Raw genomic sequence first — 16,231 nt, forward strand, 5'->3', positions numbered from 1 at the left:
TTATGGATTCTATTTTTTCAAAAAAGGGTTTTATACCTTATCTTGTTGTGATGTTTATAAATGCGGGAGTGGATTTAGGTCATAAGATAACAATACAAAATATTATTTTAAAATACTATGATGGCGATACTTTGTTATACTTAAGCCTATTAGTAAATGCGATGATTTTACTTCCTTTTATATTTTTATTTTCACCATCTGGTTTTTTAAACGATAAATTTTCCAAAACGATTGTTACTAGAGTTTGTGCTATTATCGGGGTGTTATTGACATTTTGTATATTAGTAAGCTATATTTTTGGATGGTTTTATATTGCATTCATCTTTACGCTATTTTTAGCTATGCAAAGTGCAATTTATTCTCCTGCTAAATACGGTCTTATAAAAAATTTACTAGGAACTCAAAATTTAGGTAGTGGAAATGGCGTTGTACAAGCCGTTACCATAGTATCTATACTCTTAAATTCATTTATGTTTTCTATATTTTTTGAAATGCTATATAGTGGCACAAATCCTAGTGAAATTATGAGTTCTGTATGGTTTATAGGAGTTATTTTATTTGTATTATCGATTATAGAAGCATATTTTACATTTAAAATACCATATTTTAAAGCAGTTTCTACCAAAGAGAATTTTGAAATTAAAAAATATCTTAATTTAATATATTTAAATCAAAATTTGAAATTTATAAAATCTCATAAATCTATATTTCTTTGCATACTTGGATTATCCGTATTTTGGGCTATTTCACAAATCATAGTCGCGACTTTTCCTGCACACTATAAAGCTATGACAATGAATTCAAATGTAGTAATAATCCAAGTAATACTTTCAGTAAGTGCAATAGGAATAATCATAGGCTCGGCAATAGCGGCAAGTTATTCTAAAAAACATATAGAGCTTGGCATTGTTCCATTTGGCGCACTGGGTATTTCTATAGCTCTTTTTTTATTATCGGGAAGTAAAGACATTTTTTTATTTGTATTATCATCACTAATTTTTGGTATAAGCGGAGGTGTTTTTATTGTTCCTTTAAATGCAGCTATTCAGTATTTTGCAAAAGAAGAGCAAATGGGAAAAATTTTATCTGGCAATAACTTTTTACAAAATATAACTATGGTTTTTGCAATAATATTTTCAATATTTTTTGTTAAATTTGGGCTTACAACCATTGGTTTATATCTGATTTGTGCCATAGCTACGCTTTTTACAGCAATTTATTGTGTAAAAGAGTTGCCTCATCTTTTTAGCAGAATACTGCTTTTGCCTATACTAAAGCAGACTTATAAAGTAAATGTTAATGGACTTGATAATTTACCATTAAGAGGCGGTGTTCTCCTTCTTGGTAATCACATTAGTTGGATTGATTGGCTTGTTTTGCAAATTGCTACACCAAGACCTATTAAATTTGTAATGTTTAAAAGTTTTTATGATCACTGGTATATAAAATGGTTTTTTAATTTATTTAAAGTTATTCCAATAGGAAATGGAATAAACAAGAGTGCCATAAAAGCTATAACTCAAAGGCTTAATAATGGCGAAGTAGTTGCGTTATTTCCAGAAGGCAGGATATCATATAATGGCCATTTGGGCGAATTTCAACAAGGTTTTGAGTTAGCTGCTAAAAATGCAAATTGTGTTATTATCCCGTTTTTTATAAGAGGACTTTGGGGTTCAACTTTTTCAAGAGCTAGTAAGGGATACAAAGAGTTAGCAAATATTGATGGAAATAAGCAAATAAGTGTAACTTTTGGAAAGCAAATGAGTAATACCTCAACTGCTAGTGCCGTTAAAAAAGCTGTAAGTGAGCTTTCTTTTTATAGTTGGGGCGAGTATGTAAATAGTCTAGATCCAGTTCATTTTAATTGGATAAATGTTGCAAAATCTCATCTTTTTAGAAGAGCTATTGTTGATTCTACGGGTTTAAAATTAAATAATCTTAAATTTATAACACTTGTTTTGGTGTTATTTTCTAAATTTAAAAACTCATTTGAAAATGAAAAACATATAGGTGTTATACTGCCTAGTTCGGTTTTTGGAAGTGCTATAAATTTACTTCTTTTAATAAAAGGAAAGGTTGTTATAAATTTAAACTATACAGTTAGTGAAGAAATGATGATAAAATGCGTCCAAAAAGCCGGTATAAAAAGTATTATAACTTCTAAAAAATTTGTTGAAAAACTAGCAGATCGTGGGTTTAATCTGCAAAATAGCATTGGAGATAAACTAATATATCTTGAAGATATTGCAAAAAGTATAGAGAAAAAAGATAAAATTTTATCATTTTTAAAAGCATTTTTTATGCCAGCATGGCTTATAAAACTTACACATTTTGAGCCAGTTGATATAGGAGAGACTGCCACAATTGTTTTTAGTAGCGGCAGTGAGGGTGAGCCAAAGAGTATAAAAATAACACATAGAAATTTAATGGCAAATATTAAGCAAATTGCTGGTGTTTTAAACAAACAAAAAAGTGATGTTATGATGGCTACTTTACCACTTTTTCACTCTTTTGGTATAACAGTTACTACATTTTTACCACTAACAGAAGGTATAATGAGCGTGCATATACCAGATCCAACAGATAGCTCAACTATCGGTAATATGGCTGCAAAATATAACGCAACTATACTTCTTGGAACTTCAACATTTTTTAGACTTTATAATAAAAGCAAAAAAATAAATCCTTTAATGTTTGCCAATCTTAGGATAGTGGTAGCAGGAGCTGAAAAGCTAAAAGAAGATATCAAAAAAGAATTTAAGATGAAATTTGGTCATGAAATTTATGAGGGTTATGGAACTACAGAAACTACGCCTGTAGTTAGTTGCAATATGCCAAACTCATTAGATCCTGACTTTTTTACCGAACTTGTCTTTAATAAGCCTGGAACTGTTGGCTTGCCACTTCCTGGAACTGTTATAAAGATAGTTGATCCAAAAACATTAGAAGAATTAGACATAGGCGAAGAAGGATTAATCCTTATAGGCGGTCATCAAGTAATGGAAGGCTATTATGATGATGTGGCAAAGACATCAGATGTTATTGTTAAGATAGATGGGATTAGATACTATAAAAGCGGCGATATAGGTTTGCTTGATAAAGACGGTTTTTTAAAAATTACAGATAGAGTTTCAAGATTTGCTAAAATTGGCGGCGAGATGATAAGTTTAGCTAGTGTTGAAGAAAAGGTATCAAATGCATTAGGAGAAGATATAGAGGCTATTTGTGTTAGCGTAGAAGATGATAAAAAGGGCGAAAAGATAGTTCTTTTATATAAAGGGGAAATTTTGCCAAATGAAGTAGGTTTAAAACTTAGGGCTTCACATGTGCCTCCATTAATGCTTCCATCTTCTATATATAATCTTGAAGAGATGCCACTTCTTGGAAGCGGAAAAGTGGATTTAAAAGCCGCTAAAAATCTAGCAAAAACACTAGAATCCAAAGAGTAAAAATTTATTTTACTCTTTGTATGGAATTTTATCTTTAAAACCAGCTTTTTTAAAGCCATTTAGTCTAAGCCTACAACTATCACACTTGCCACACGCCTTATCTTCACTCTCATAACAGCTCCAAGTTAATTCTAATGGCACATTTAAAGATATTGCTTTTTTTACGATATCTGCTTTACTAAGATGAACAAGAGGTGTAACAATCTTTGTATCTTTTGTGCCTCTTCCTAAATTTATACTAAGCTGCATACTTTTTATAAATTCTTCACTACAATCAGGGTATCCGCTACTATCTTCTTCAACAACGCCTATAAATATCGCATCGCAATTCTCTTTTTGAGCAAGTGCTGCTGCGATAGATAAAAAAACCCCATTTCTAAAAGGGACATAGGTTATTGGTATATCATCACTAATGCCTGTTTTTGGGATTTCTAAATTTGTATCAGTTAATGCATTGGCACCGATTTGTGATATAAAACTAACATCTAAAATTTCTCTTTTTTTGATGTTTAAATCATTGCATATTTTGTTAAAACACTCTCTTTCTTTATTCATAGTTCTTTGATTGTAATCAAAGTGAAGTGCAACTATCTCATAACCCTCATTTTTTGCCATATATGCACAAAGTGTGCTATCCATTCCGCCACTTATAATACAAAGTGCTTTTTTCATATTATTCCTATTGTTAAATTTAATAAAAATTATAGTAAAATTTACTTTAAAAGGTGTAAAAATGATTATTTGTGATGATAAATACCCTAAAATTTTAGATGAAATTTTAAAATTTTTAAGCAATGATGATGTCGAATTAGTATTTGTTGATTGCGATGAAATGCGTAGAATAAACAAAGAAAATAGAAATATAGACAAAACTACGGATGTTTTGAGTTTTCCTTTGGAGTTTGTTTATGGTTCAGTTTTAGGAAGTATAGTTATAAATTTGGATTTAGTTAGCAAAAAGGCAAGTGAGCTAAAACATACAAATGATGATGAAATAGCACTTCTTTTTATACATGGATTACTTCATATTTTAGGCTTTGATCACGAGATAGATAGTGGCGAAATGAGACAACAAGAAGCTAAAATTATAGAGCATTTTAACTTGCCGCCAAGTCTTATAGTTCGCACACAAGGATAGTTTAAAAAAGTATATGGTAAAATCCAAATTTTGGTCCCGTAGCTCAGTTGGTAGAGCACTACCTTGACATGGTAGTGGTCGATGGTTCGAGTCCATTCGGGGCCACCAATCCAAATTCAACACAATTCAAACAAATACAAAAAAGCCACTGATAATTCTTTTATAAGCTAATATAATATAAACTAATTCAACCAAATATAAGATTTAGGGTTGCCTAGAATAAAAAATCATCTATTTTATAATGATTTAGGTAACCCTACAGCCTTTAAAATTAAGTCGTCTAATAAATAATTTAAGTGAAATACTTAGCAAGAATATAACAGAGATTTTTAATGCAAAATGAAAGTAAAATGAAATATTTCACTAAATGGCACAAATTTTAAGCAAAAGAATAGATTTATTTTATTTTGATAAAATCAGACAAAATTATTAAGGTGGTGTAGAATGAAAACCATAACCATACAAGCAAATAATAGCCTAATAACTGAAATTATCGCAGTAGCTCAAGCACTAGCAAAAACAAAAGGCGAAACGCTAAACATAGATACTAAAGGCGATTATTTTGATAATCTTAACCCCTCGAGCTTAGAAGTCATAAAAAAAGAGATGAATGCAAGAGCGGAGGCATACTACAAAGGCACCCTAAAAACATCAAGTTTTGAAGAGTTAAAGGCGAAATCTGAAAAATGGTAATAAAGCAAGATGACCGCTTTAAAACAGAGTTAAAAGGCATTTTTGATTACATCGCTAAAGATAGCAGACAAAGAGCTGTTAAATTTAAAAGTGATTTATTTACAAAAATAGATAATTTAAAAGACAATCCTAAAGAGTATCGAGCTAGTTATTACATTGACAACCCAAATGCTAGAGATTTGATATTCAAAGGTTATACAATTCCTTACTTAGTAGATGATGAGGTAATTATTATATTAGGTATTTTTAAATCTAATTTATGGAAGTAAAAATAATAAAAGGACTACAATGCAAACTATAACTATACACACAAATGCAGATAAAAGCATAATAGAAGCTATAAAAACGCTTATCCTTGCAAGTGATAAAGAAGCTATTATTAACGAGTTTAAAAGCGATTATAAACTAAGTAAAGATGATACACAAGACTTTTTAAACACTTACGAGCTTTACAAAAAAAATAAATTAGATTTTATGTCTAGTGATGAGTTTAAAAATGATTTATTAGCTAATGGCTACAAATGGAAATAAGATATTCAAAGAAGTTTAATACTGAACTTAAAAATATACTTGATTTTATATCACTTGACAGCAAAGAAAGAGCCGTTAATTTTGCAAGGGATTTAAATAATAGGATTTTAGATGCTACTTTTATGCCTTATAGATTTAGCAAAAATAAAATTATTAATGATGAAAATATAAGAGATTTGATATTTAAAAATTATGTTATACCATTTGCTATAAAAAATAATTGTATAGAGATATTAGGAATTTACAAAAATAACATTTGGAAACCTTAATTTAAGTTTTATATAAAAATACACTCATTTTTTATCAATTCTTAAATAAAAAAACTACTTTTTAGCATGTTTAAGTTTGCTAAACTTAAAATAAAAAGCTTAACCATTCCAAAAGATGGATTTATTGGGATTGTATTAAAAAAAGTTTGAAAAGTGTAATTTTCATAACTATTTTTTATATACTCAAAAACTTAATTTTAAAATATAATTTTAAGGTTGCCTGTAGGGTTACCAAATAATTATTTTTTAATATTATATAATCAAAAGCCAATAAAATCGGTATTGTATAATATGATATAAAGTCCATTCGGAGCCACCATTTTATTTTTTTAATATATTCCTTTGCCAATCTCAACTCTGGCCTTAGCAAGTTTTATCAGCACACTTTCTCTACCAACACCTAGGATTTTCTCTCTTAGTTCTTTGACATCTTTATGAGATGGTGCCTTGGCGTGGACTGTTTCATTACGTAAGCCTTGCAAATCTGTGATGACTTTTGGAAGGGTGTTTTGGATATATTTTTCAAGCTTGTGTCTTATCATTGTATCCGCAACGATGCGGGTTTAAATAGAAATTTATACGTGCCCAAATCTAGTTTTTGCTATATATGTCGCTTAAAAAAATTTGTATTTATCTAACTCAAATAAATTATTGTGAGTAGTATTAACTTGTTTATGTTCTGAAGTCAAGTTTGATAAAGCGCTAGGGGAATTTGCAAAACTAAAAGTGAAGCTTATAATTAATAAAAATAGTCTTTTTTCATTGTTTTACCTATGTCTTCTTACTTTGGATTGTATCGGACGACATTAAAATGGGATTAACTAGTATTTAAAATTGGAATAAATAATCAAAAATAGTTTAAAAGTCACATTTAAATACAAAACTATAAGTATGAAGAAAAACCACTTATAAATCAGACTATAAAAAGGTTAAAAGGAGATGAATACAAAGATTTCTACCGCTTAAGACTTAAAAGTTATAGAGTGTTTTATAAAAAAGAATTTGATAGCTTAATCATACTCATTTTAAGAGTTGACGATAGAAAGGATATCTATAAGTAAATTGAAAAGCCATAGGAGAGATAAAATGTAGTTTATATTTTATATGGATGATAATCAACCCATATTAAAAGCGTCGCTATCATAATTAATAACATACAACAATTAAAAATAAATAAAAACTTATAGTTTATTTTGGCTTCTTCGCGATAATGTATTTGTTTCAAAAAAATATAAAGTGAATTTAATACATTCACTATAAAAATGCTTAATATTGATATAACAGTAATTAGCCTATAAATACTTGCCTTATCAATGTTATTTAACACTGATGTTGAAAATGTAAAACTTGCAACAAAAGCTACTATAATAGCTGCAAAGATACCTAGAATTGTTATATAGTCTTTTTGTATATTGTCTAATTTATCTTTTGCATTTTTAATATTTATAATAGCTTCTTCTGAATTTTTATTAGCTTTTTCGGCTATATTTTTTGCATCTTTAAGTTCTTTAATTGTTTTTTCATTATTTTGGTCGCCTTTGATTTCTATTTCTTTCATATATTTAATTTGCAAAATTTCTAATATTACATGGTCATATAGTTTGCAAAAATTTTTATTAAACTCTTCTGAATACATAGCAGAATTTTTTGATACATGTTCTATAGCGATTTCCATTGATTGCATTAAATAATCTAAATCTAGACCCAATGCATTGTCTTTATCTATAGCGGATATAATGATGAATATTTTTGAATATTTATGCCTAAAGCTATCAAGCTTATAAATACTACTTAATTTTTTTAAATTACCATTTAGTCTATGTTGTGCATTTTTTTTATCAAGAGAACCAAATTTGGAAAGAGAGCATATAACATCTTTTATTATTATATGCTCTTCATCTAAAAAGTTGTCAATTTCAGAAAGCATTTTCTTTTATTTGTTTTTTAGAGATTGTATCTCTAAAACCTATGCCATTTTTAAAAACCAAATCCCAAGCATTGCCTTTTTTATGAGTATCGTCAACTAAAAACCATGCATCTTTTGTTCTTTTATCTTCTATGATACTATTTAATAGTTCAGTTTCATATGAAGACATGTTTTTTAAAATACTATCATAGTTCTCATAGTTTGCACCTATTTTAAATGCACCTATATGCGAATATTCATAGTATACACTAGGTATAACTGGTCCAAATTTCCAAGCCTCAAAATCATCCTCAAAAAGTGGTTTATCCATTTTTGTTAAAAACTCATATTGTATATAATAGAGCGTTTTTTGAAGCTGAAGATTGCTAATAGGATTGTTTTCTAGATTGCATTTTGTTAGTATATACTTTGATACATCTAAAGCTTTCATTTTTGCTCCTTTCAAATTTTGAAAATATACTATAACATAAAATTTGAAAAAATCTGTTTAAATTTTATGTAACTTGATGTAATTTATAACAATTTGTATATATAGTTTTGTATTTAAAATGGGACTTTTAAACTATTTTTGATTATTTATTCCTATTTTAATGTCGTCCGATAATATTATAAAACTAATATATTTTATAATATTTAATTTCTTAAATGATTGATTTTTTAGAAAAATATCCTTATACTTGATGATTTTAAATTTCATTTTATTCATTAATATTTCTATCAGAGTAGAATGTTATAATTGATTTATAGGAAGAGGTACGTGACGGTTGTGCTCCCTCTTCCTTATCAACCACACATCTAAATTTAACTATATTTTTATCTTAATTTTATCAATAAATGGTTATTAAAAAGTTTAAATGGTATTATTGACTTTATTCAAATACTCATAGTAATGTCTATTTTTAACATTATTTATATTTTAATTTAGCAAATGCATAGTAAAATATAGATTTATAGATTTTTGTATTTGGTATTAATAAATTTAATGATATTAGGCTTAAATGGAATATATAGATTATTTTGAAACAAAAAATGTTTTATATGTTGAAGATGATGAAAATATAGCAAGAGAAATTTGCGAAATTTTAAATTTACTTTTTTCTAAAGTTGATTATGCTACGAATGGTCGTGACGGACTTGAGCTTTATTATGCCAATAAGCCTGATTTGTTAATCCTTGATATTAGAATGCCAGTTATTGATGGACTTGATATGCTTAAAGAAATTCGTCAAAATGATTATAATACTCCTGCCATAATGATAACGGCACACGATGATAGAAATAGCCTAAAAAGGGCTGTTGAGTTAAATATTTTTCGTTATCTATCTAAACCATTTGCAAGAAATGAGTTTTTAGATGCACTAAAAGAGGTTGCTAAATTTTTAATTTCACAAATGGGTGGAAGCGAGATAAATTTAGGATTAGATACTAGTTATAACTCTATAAAAAAATGCATCATATCAAATCAAAAATGTGAAATTCTATCCAAAAAAGAGTTTATTTTGTTTGAATATTTTCTAAAAAACAGAGATAAAATTTTAACATTTGATGAGTTGATTTTAGAAATTTATGGATACGAAAGCGGCTCTAAAGATAGTTTAAAAACATTGATAAAAGAATTAAGAAAAAAAATTGCTCCACTTGAGATAGAAAATGTTTTTGCAGTCGGTTATAAATTTCAAACAAAATCTTGATAGAATTTTTAGCGTAAAAGCTAAAACAATGATACTTGTCATTGTGCTTTTTTTATTGCAATCATTTATTTTTATATATTTTTTATATAAAGATATCAACGAGTTAGACGCGATAAGAGAACAAAAATTACTCTCACAAGTTGAAAACATAATACAAAAAACATTAAGCGATACAAACATTTTTTATACAAATAGAGGTTATGCAAATTTAAACTCGCAAGGCATATCTCAAGCTATAATTAGCAAAGATCAAAATGCACTCAAAAATCTCTCTTTTAAAAGGTGGGAAATATTGCAAAAAGAAAATCCTTTTTTAAAAGATATGCGTTTTTATGATGAAAAATTATATTTGATATATTGTTTTAACGATGAGTTAAAAGATATAAAATTTACTAGCGATTTTTTTAAATTTAAACAAAAGCTATATTATAAAGTTAGCACACCGCTTGTTGAAAATGGTATGATAAAAGGCTATATAGAGTTTATTTTAGATGCAAAATATTTCTTAGAAAAAATATCATCTATATCAAATACTAGTGCTGTGTTTTCTGATAAATTTATAAACACCAAAGACATAATAATAAAACTAGATGATAAAAATTATATAGCAGTAGCTTATGATAAAAATGAAAGTAGGCAAGTTGTTAAAAATATGATTTATAGCACACTTTTTATAGTTTTTTGTGTGCTTTTGGCGATATTTTTTGTTATAAATTATGGCTTTAATGTGCTTATAAAACGCCTTGAAGATTTAAATTTAAGTCTAGAAATACGCGTTAAAGATGAGATAAAAAGACGAATGAAAAAAGAAGAAGAGTATCTACAAAATGAGCGTATTTTGATGCACCAAAGCAAGCTTGCATTAGCTGGTGAGATGATATCTAGCATAGCTCATCAGTGGAAACAGCCTCTTGGTGAGCTAAGTGCTGTATTTTTAAAAATACAAGTGTTATTGCTAAAAGGTAAATTAAGCGACAATGTGCTTCAAAAAGAGCTTGATAAAAGTGAAAATATCACAAATTTTATGGCAAAAACTATAGATGATTTTAGATATTTTTTTGTAAAAGATAAAGAAAAAGAAAACTTTAGTGTAAATTTTTGTGTAAAAGAAGCTTTGAAATTTATGAGCTCAACTATCTCTAAAAATGACATAGAGATTGCATTTACTCACAAATATGAGTATTTTATATATGGCTATCCTAGGGAATTTATACAGGTATTGTTAAATTTACTAACAAATGCAAAAGATATTTTGGTTGAAAATAAAATAGAACATAAAAAAATTGAAATTTTGGTTTTAAAAGAAGATAAAAGGCTTAAAATCATCATTATTGATAATGGCGGTGGCATAAAAACTGAGCCATTAGAGAAAATTTTTGAGCCTTATTTTAGCACAAAAGATAAGAAAAATGGCACTGGCATAGGGCTTTATATGTCAAAAATGATTATTGAAAAGAAATTTGGCGGCGAATTAAATGCCGTAAATTTACATAATGGTGCTAAATTTGAGATAAATATCTAAAACTTTCTATTTTCTCACTACTTTTTTATAATATTTGCTTGTTTATTTTAGGAGTTAAACATGCAAAAAAATCAAAGACGAAATTTTTTAAAATACTCATCTGTTTTATTTGCTTCCTCATTTTTTGTAAATTATGCTCATGGATTTAGCCTAAAAAATCCTGGAAGAGATAATGATGAGCTTAGATACACAGGAGATGGTAAAAAGCACTATTCTATGCTTATTGACCTTAGAAAATGCGTTGGATGTCAAGCTTGTACGAGTGCTTGTATCGTAGAAAATGAAGTCCCAAAGGATAACTACAGAACTTGGGTTAATGAGTATGAAAGGGGCGTTTTTCCGGATGTGAGAAAAATATTTTTACCACAACTATGTAATCATTGTGATAATCCTAGCTGCGTAAGTGTTTGCCCAACTGGTGCAACATTTAAAAGAGAAGATGGGATTGTAGTTGTAGATAATGAAATTTGTTGGGGGTGTGGATATTGCATAAATGCCTGTCCTTATGATAAAAGATTTATCAATAACAAAACACAAGTTGCCGATAAATGCACATTTTGTGCTCATAGAGTTGATAATGGCTTACTTCCTGCTTGTGTTGAAACTTGCGTTGGTGGAGCCCGTATCTTTGGCGATTTAAACGATAAAGATTCAGAAATTTATAAGATTATTTCTCAAAACCCAACTTCTACGCTAAATCCTGCAAGTGGTACCAAACCACAGGTTTTTTATATCGGTCTTGATGATAATATTTCATTTCCAACTATCTCAAATTCTCCACTTGAAGATCTTGCTAAAAAAATGGATGGCTATAAGGTAAAAGAGTGGAGTACAAGTTATAAAGGAGCGAAAAATGTTTGATACCATAAATACTCTTCATACAATCACAGTATATAGACCTTGGGGTATTGATATACCAAATTATTTTTGGTTTACAGGAAGTTCTGCTGCGGCTTTTATACTATCTAGTTTTGCCCATGTCTTTGGCAAAAAAGAGTATAAGCCAATAGCCGGTTTTGCACTACTACTTGCTTTTGTGCTATTAGCGGCAGCACCTATGAATTTAATAGACGATTTAAAGCAACCCGGAAGACTTTTTAATTTCTTTTTATATGGATGGGAAAATTTTACTACATCTCCGATGAAGTGGGGCGTTTTATTGCTTTTGGTATATCCTATTTTGATACTATTTGAAGCGCTTATCTTATATAGAGAATTTTTTGCAAAAAACTATGAGCAAAGTGGGAAATTTATATATAAATTAGCATGTCTTGGTAGAACGCAGCTAAATGATACTCAAAAGAATAAGGATCATAAAATCGGCTTTATACTTGGTGTTGTGGGAATTCCACTTGCTCTTTGTGTGCATGGATATACTGGGTATATTTTAGGAGTTGTGCATTCTATTCCGCTTTGGCATACTCCACTTATGCCAATCCTTTTTCTTGCTTCTGCTATGGTTTCAGGAACAGGTCTTATGATAGTTATCTTACCTATATTTCAAAGATTTTTTACTGATTTTAAACAAGTAGATAAGGATATGATTTCTAGATTAATGTGGCTTTTGTCTTGGTTTATAGTAATTGATTTGGCGATTAGATTTTTTTGGCTAACTTTTGCTATGCCATTTAATGATGGCGAAAAATACATCATAACTGAGTTTTTCTCGCTGCATTTTAATGAGGTTTTATGGATTGAGTATGTTTTGTGTTTGGTTTTTCCTATGGTTGTAGGTTTTTTACCAAAATTAAGGACAAATTTACTAGTTTGCATTATCGCTGGTGTAATTTGTGCTGCTGGCGTTTGGCTTTTTAGATGGAATACAGTTATTGGTGGAGAGAGTATGCCAAAAACTAGCGGCAGCTTTTTAGAATACACCCCACACATCAGCGGACAAGATAGCATTATCGCAGTTGCTTCAAACTGGGGACTATTTATATGTTTATTGTGTATCGTGATGGCTATTTTTCCTTGGGATAAAGAAATGAATAGATATTATAAAAAGGATAACAAATGAAAAGAAGAGATTTTTTATTAGGCACTGCTGCCGCAACTGGTGCATTAAGCGTTGAGGGATACAATGAAGCACTCTCATCACTTGTTACGCTTAGTTCGAAAGGACAAAATGCCGATGATGCAATTTATGGTGATGCACCAAAGACAGAAATTTCTTTTAAAGATGGAAAAATGGCTATAAATGAAGATTTTAAAGTTTTTCCAAGTGTTTGTAATGGCTGTACTACTCATTGTAGTGTGCGAGTTAAGATTGATAAAAATGGCAAGATAAAGCGTATTTTTGGTAATCCTTACAGCCTTCTTTCAAGCGATCCGTGGCTTGATTATAAGACAAGTTTGCAAGATAGTTTTAAATTTACAAGCGATACAAAAAATGTAAATCGTTCAACAGTTTGTGCTAGGGGAAATATAGTTTTTGATAAGATTGATGATAAATTTAGAGTTACAACTCCTTTAAAAAGAGCTGGAAAAAGAGGCGAAAATAAGTGGGTTAAAATAAGCCCAGAGGAGCTTATAAAAGAGATTGTTAATGGTGGAGATTTATTTGGCGAAGGTCATGTAAAAGGTTTAAAAGAGATTAGAAATTTAGAGCAAAATATAGATGATGAAAATCCAGAATTTGGCAAAATGGTAAATAAACTTGCCATATTTGGCACAGGTGATGAGGGAAGACAAAAATTTATACAGCAAAGATTTATGCAAAGTTTTGGCACTATAAATTTTGCAGGACACACTGGAACATGTGGGCTTTCTATGAGAGCGGGAGAGGCTGCGTATTTGAATAATTTTAAAAATTATCCCCATGTAAAACCAGATTTTGAGAATTGTAAATTTATACTAAATATCGCAACTGCACCATCTCAAGCAGGAAATCCATTTAAAAGACAAGCTCATCTTTTAGCTAAAAGCCGCACAAATGGCGACTTAAAATATGTAACCATTACCCCAACTCTTACAAATAGTGATAATATCGCAGTTTCTAGCAGTTCAAAATGGGTTCCGATTTTACCGGGAAGTGATCTTGCATTTGTAATGGCAATGATTAGATATATCATAGAAAATAATCGCTACAACATTGATTATCTTGAAATTCCAAGCAAAGAAAGAATGAACGAATTAAACGAGCATAGTTTTACTAACGCAAGCCATCTAATAGATAAAAAAACTGGTAAATTTTTGCGTGATGATGATGGAAATTTTATGGTATTTGATAAAGAAAGTAAAAGCATTATTAGTGCAAATTTAAGTAAAGCTGGTCAAATATCGTATGAAGATGAAAATTTAAAAACATCATTTGTTGAGCTTAAAAACAATGCAAATGAAAAGAGTTTGGATGAGTACTCTAAAATTTGTGGTGTTAGTGTAGAAGATATTATAAGTTTGAGCATAGAATTTACAAGCCATGGTAGAGCTGTTGCAACTGATTGTCATGGTGGGACAATGCATACTACCGGATTTTATACTACTTATGCGATTATGATGCTTGGTGCTTTGGTTGGTAATCTCAATTATAAAGGTGGCGTAAGCATGGGAGGAGGTGGCTTTAAAGATATAAATGGTGCAAAATATAACTTTACAGCCTATGAGGGCAAGGTAAAACCAAGTGGTGTTAGGATTGATAAGTCAAAATTTGCTTATGAAAAAACTAGTGAATATAAAAGAAAGATTGAGGCAAAGCAAAATCCATATCCAGCAAAAGGTATGTGGTACCCACTGACTAATGCAAATCAACAAGATTTTGTAGCAAATTCTGCAAACTCTTACCCTTATAGTCTTGATTGTCTTATAAGCTGGAATGCAAATTTCATTTATGCACAAAGCGGTAGTGAGAGCATTAAAGAGGCTTTAAAAGATCCAAAAAAAGGCATACCTCTTTTCATAGCAATTGATCCGTTTATAAATGAAAGCTCAATTTTTGCTGATTATATCGTTCCAGATAGTGTAATGTATGAAACTTGGGGTGTTGTTAGTCCTTGGGGTGCATCGCAAACTAAGGCTTCTAATTTTAGATATCCGATTATTGAGAGTAAAAATGATAAATTTGCAAATGGTGAGCCTATCACGATGGATAGTTTTGTAATAGAACTTGGAAAAGCTTTAAATCTTCCTGGTTTTGGTAAAGATGCAATATATGGAAATGATGGTTCTAAATTTAGTCTTGATAGACCGCAAGATTATTATCTAAGAGTGTTTGAAAATGTTGTTCTTGATGGCAAAAATCCAGCCCCTCAAATAAGTGATGAAGAGTTAAAACTAAGTGGATTAGAGACTATGTATAAAGACAAATTAGAAGAAGTTTGTGGCGAGAATTGGAGAAAAGTAGCTTATGCTATGGCTAGGGGCGGAAGATTTGAGGATAAAAGTAAATCTTATGAAGACGAGTATATAAATAAAATTTATGATACACCAATAGCTATTTATAATGAAGATGTGGCAAATTTTACAAATTCTTTAACAGGTGAAAAATTTAGCGGCTCACCTAAATTTTATGCACCAAGATATACAGATGGAAAAGAATTTAATTTAAACAACTCACTTCTTGCTTTTAGTTATAAGCCAGCTGTTTTTTCTTCTCCTACGACAGCTAGCTCAAATTTAAAAAGAATCTTTTATACAAATTTTATAGAGATAAATACCAAAACAGCCAAAAATTTGGGCATAAAAGATGGCGATACAGTAGAGATTAGCTCATCATCAAACACATTAGCTTACATTGCTAAGGTAAAACAAGGCATTCATCCCAAAGCAATAGCTATATCTCATGGTGTTGGAAGAGATGGCGAGGGTGCTAACGATATTTATATAGATGGTAAGTTGATAAAAGGATTTGCTTTTAGAAAAACTGGTATAAATATCAATAAACTAGGTCTTAGAGATTTATCAAAAGGCAAATATCATACACTTTGTGATTTTATGATTGGCTCAAATGCAAGACAAGCTATACCAGTAACTATCAAAAAAGTATAAATTTAAAAATAACTAACAATATATAGAT

Annotated in this window: 16 protein-coding genes and 1 tRNA gene; 13 read left to right on the plus strand and 4 right to left on the minus strand. The window is 29.6% G+C overall.

The features are described 5' to 3' along the window. Positions 1 to 2 precede the first annotated feature (2 nt). The gene (locus CSPT_RS01960; RefSeq protein ID WP_089182058.1) at positions 3 to 3,449 is read left to right on the plus strand and encodes an acyl-[ACP]--phospholipid O-acyltransferase; all 3,447 of its coding nucleotides are present in this window, start codon (positions 3 to 5) and stop codon (positions 3,447 to 3,449) included. Between the two features lie 9 nt (positions 3,450 to 3,458). Here the strand turns inward: CSPT_RS01960 and queC are convergent, their stop codons facing one another. Next, positions 3,459 to 4,121: a 7-cyano-7-deazaguanine synthase QueC gene (gene queC / locus CSPT_RS01965; protein ID WP_089182059.1), complete on the minus strand. Its 663-nt coding sequence runs from the start codon at positions 4,119 to 4,121 to the stop codon at positions 3,459 to 3,461. A 61-nt stretch (positions 4,122 to 4,182) separates the two neighbouring features. Between queC and ybeY the strand changes: the two genes are divergently transcribed. The 6 genes from ybeY to CSPT_RS01995 all read left to right on the plus strand — a co-directional run bounded on the left by ybeY (position 4,183) and on the right by CSPT_RS01995 (position 6,080). Then, a complete protein-coding gene (gene ybeY, locus CSPT_RS01970; protein WP_089182060.1) occupies positions 4,183 to 4,587 on the plus strand; it encodes an rRNA maturation RNase YbeY in 405 nt (134 codons plus the stop codon). 32 nt (positions 4,588 to 4,619) lie between these two features. Continuing rightward, a tRNA-Val gene (locus CSPT_RS01975) sits at positions 4,620 to 4,695 on the plus strand. 336 nt (positions 4,696 to 5,031) lie between these two features. Further along, positions 5,032 to 5,280, plus strand: coding sequence for a hypothetical protein (locus CSPT_RS01980; protein ID WP_089182061.1), 249 nt, complete (start codon positions 5,032 to 5,034; stop codon positions 5,278 to 5,280). Beyond that, positions 5,274 to 5,549 (plus strand): type II toxin-antitoxin system RelE/ParE family toxin, encoded by a 276-nt coding sequence (locus CSPT_RS01985; RefSeq protein ID WP_089182062.1) that lies wholly within the window; start codon positions 5,274 to 5,276, stop codon positions 5,547 to 5,549. Before CSPT_RS01980 ends, CSPT_RS01985 begins: the two co-directional genes overlap by 7 nt. A 19-nt stretch (positions 5,550 to 5,568) precedes the next feature. Then, complete coding sequence (locus CSPT_RS01990; protein ID WP_089182063.1) at positions 5,569 to 5,811, plus strand: hypothetical protein; 243 nt, start codon at positions 5,569 to 5,571, stop codon at positions 5,809 to 5,811. After that, entirely contained in the window at positions 5,802 to 6,080 is a 279-nt protein-coding gene (locus CSPT_RS01995) for a type II toxin-antitoxin system RelE/ParE family toxin (protein ID WP_089182064.1), read from the plus strand. The genes CSPT_RS01990 and CSPT_RS01995 overlap by 10 nt, the downstream gene beginning before the upstream one ends. A 329-nt stretch (positions 6,081 to 6,409) precedes the next feature. Here the strand turns inward: CSPT_RS01995 and CSPT_RS09035 are convergent, their stop codons facing one another. Continuing rightward, on the minus strand, positions 6,410 to 6,562 hold the full coding sequence (locus CSPT_RS09035) for a hypothetical protein (protein ID WP_161492069.1): 153 nt from the start codon (positions 6,560 to 6,562) through the stop codon (positions 6,410 to 6,412). Positions 6,563 to 7,000: 438 nt separating this feature from the next. Here CSPT_RS09035 and CSPT_RS09405 point away from each other — a divergent pair, with 438 nt between their 5' ends. Further along, entirely contained in the window at positions 7,001 to 7,141 is a 141-nt protein-coding gene (locus CSPT_RS09405) for a type II toxin-antitoxin system RelE family toxin (protein ID WP_369406653.1), read from the plus strand. A 32-nt stretch (positions 7,142 to 7,173) separates the two neighbouring features. Here CSPT_RS09405 and CSPT_RS02005 read toward each other — a convergent pair whose 3' ends face one another. Both CSPT_RS02005 and CSPT_RS02010 read right to left on the minus strand, forming a co-directional pair. Continuing rightward, the gene (locus CSPT_RS02005) at positions 7,174 to 8,007 is read right to left on the minus strand and encodes a hypothetical protein (protein WP_089182066.1); all 834 of its coding nucleotides are present in this window, start codon (positions 8,005 to 8,007) and stop codon (positions 7,174 to 7,176) included. Continuing rightward, positions 7,997 to 8,437 (minus strand): Panacea domain-containing protein, encoded by a 441-nt coding sequence (locus CSPT_RS02010; protein WP_089182067.1) that lies wholly within the window; start codon positions 8,435 to 8,437, stop codon positions 7,997 to 7,999. Before CSPT_RS02010 ends, CSPT_RS02005 begins: the two co-directional genes overlap by 11 nt. A gap of 568 nt (positions 8,438 to 9,005) precedes the next feature. Between CSPT_RS02010 and CSPT_RS02015 the strand changes: the two genes are divergently transcribed. From CSPT_RS02015 to CSPT_RS02035, 5 genes are read left to right on the plus strand one after another with little or no spacing between them, the layout of a single operon-like run. Then, positions 9,006 to 9,698, plus strand: coding sequence for a response regulator transcription factor (locus tag CSPT_RS02015; protein ID WP_089182068.1), 693 nt, complete (start codon positions 9,006 to 9,008; stop codon positions 9,696 to 9,698). After that, positions 9,658 to 11,220, plus strand: a complete 1,563-nt coding sequence (locus CSPT_RS02020) for a sensor histidine kinase (RefSeq protein WP_089182069.1) — start codon at positions 9,658 to 9,660, stop codon at positions 11,218 to 11,220. Before CSPT_RS02015 ends, CSPT_RS02020 begins: the two co-directional genes overlap by 41 nt. 60 nt (positions 11,221 to 11,280) lie before the next feature. After that, complete coding sequence (dsrO, locus tag CSPT_RS02025) at positions 11,281 to 12,081, plus strand: sulfate reduction electron transfer complex DsrMKJOP subunit DsrO (RefSeq protein ID WP_089182070.1); 801 nt, start codon at positions 11,281 to 11,283, stop codon at positions 12,079 to 12,081. Then, positions 12,074 to 13,237 carry an NrfD/PsrC family molybdoenzyme membrane anchor subunit gene (gene nrfD, locus CSPT_RS02030; protein WP_089182071.1) on the plus strand — a complete coding sequence of 388 codons (1,164 nt, stop codon included), beginning with the start codon at positions 12,074 to 12,076 and terminating at the stop codon, positions 13,235 to 13,237. The genes dsrO and nrfD overlap by 8 nt, the downstream gene beginning before the upstream one ends. Next, a complete protein-coding gene (locus CSPT_RS02035) occupies positions 13,234 to 16,203 on the plus strand; it encodes a molybdopterin dinucleotide binding domain-containing protein (RefSeq protein WP_089182072.1) in 2,970 nt (989 codons plus the stop codon). Before nrfD ends, CSPT_RS02035 begins: the two co-directional genes overlap by 4 nt. Positions 16,204 to 16,231: the final 28 nt, after the last annotated feature.

This window comes from Campylobacter sputorum subsp. sputorum (assembly GCF_008245005.1).
GTDB classification, from domain to species: Bacteria; Campylobacterota; Campylobacteria; order Campylobacterales; family Campylobacteraceae; genus Campylobacter_F; species Campylobacter_F sputorum.

Excerpts from the sequence above, each read along its gene's own strand:
- dsrO (WP_089182070.1), top strand. The coding sequence starts at position 11,281 with ATGCAAAAAAATCAAAGACGAAATTTTTTAAAATACTCATCTGTTTTA.
- CSPT_RS01980 (WP_089182061.1), top strand. The coding sequence starts at position 5,032 with ATGAAAACCATAACCATACAAGCAAATAATAGCCTAATAACTGAAATT.
- CSPT_RS02005 (WP_089182066.1), bottom strand. The coding sequence starts at position 8,007 with ATGCTTTCTGAAATTGACAACTTTTTAGATGAAGAGCATATAATAATA.
- queC (WP_089182059.1), bottom strand. The coding sequence starts at position 4,121 with ATGAAAAAAGCACTTTGTATTATAAGTGGCGGAATGGATAGCACACTT.
- CSPT_RS02010 (WP_089182067.1), bottom strand. The coding sequence starts at position 8,437 with ATGAAAGCTTTAGATGTATCAAAGTATATACTAACAAAATGCAATCTA.
- CSPT_RS02015 (WP_089182068.1), top strand. The coding sequence starts at position 9,006 with ATGGAATATATAGATTATTTTGAAACAAAAAATGTTTTATATGTTGAA.
- CSPT_RS02035 (WP_089182072.1), top strand. The coding sequence starts at position 13,234 with ATGAAAAGAAGAGATTTTTTATTAGGCACTGCTGCCGCAACTGGTGCA.
- CSPT_RS01960 (WP_089182058.1), top strand. The coding sequence starts at position 3 with ATGGATTCTATTTTTTCAAAAAAGGGTTTTATACCTTATCTTGTTGTG.
- CSPT_RS01995 (WP_089182064.1), top strand. The coding sequence starts at position 5,802 with ATGGAAATAAGATATTCAAAGAAGTTTAATACTGAACTTAAAAATATA.
- ybeY (WP_089182060.1), top strand. The coding sequence starts at position 4,183 with ATGATTATTTGTGATGATAAATACCCTAAAATTTTAGATGAAATTTTA.
- CSPT_RS01990 (WP_089182063.1), top strand. The coding sequence starts at position 5,569 with ATGCAAACTATAACTATACACACAAATGCAGATAAAAGCATAATAGAA.
- nrfD (WP_089182071.1), top strand. The coding sequence starts at position 12,074 with ATGTTTGATACCATAAATACTCTTCATACAATCACAGTATATAGACCT.
- CSPT_RS01985 (WP_089182062.1), top strand. The coding sequence starts at position 5,274 with ATGGTAATAAAGCAAGATGACCGCTTTAAAACAGAGTTAAAAGGCATT.
- CSPT_RS02020 (WP_089182069.1), top strand. The coding sequence starts at position 9,658 with ATGTTTTTGCAGTCGGTTATAAATTTCAAACAAAATCTTGATAGAATT.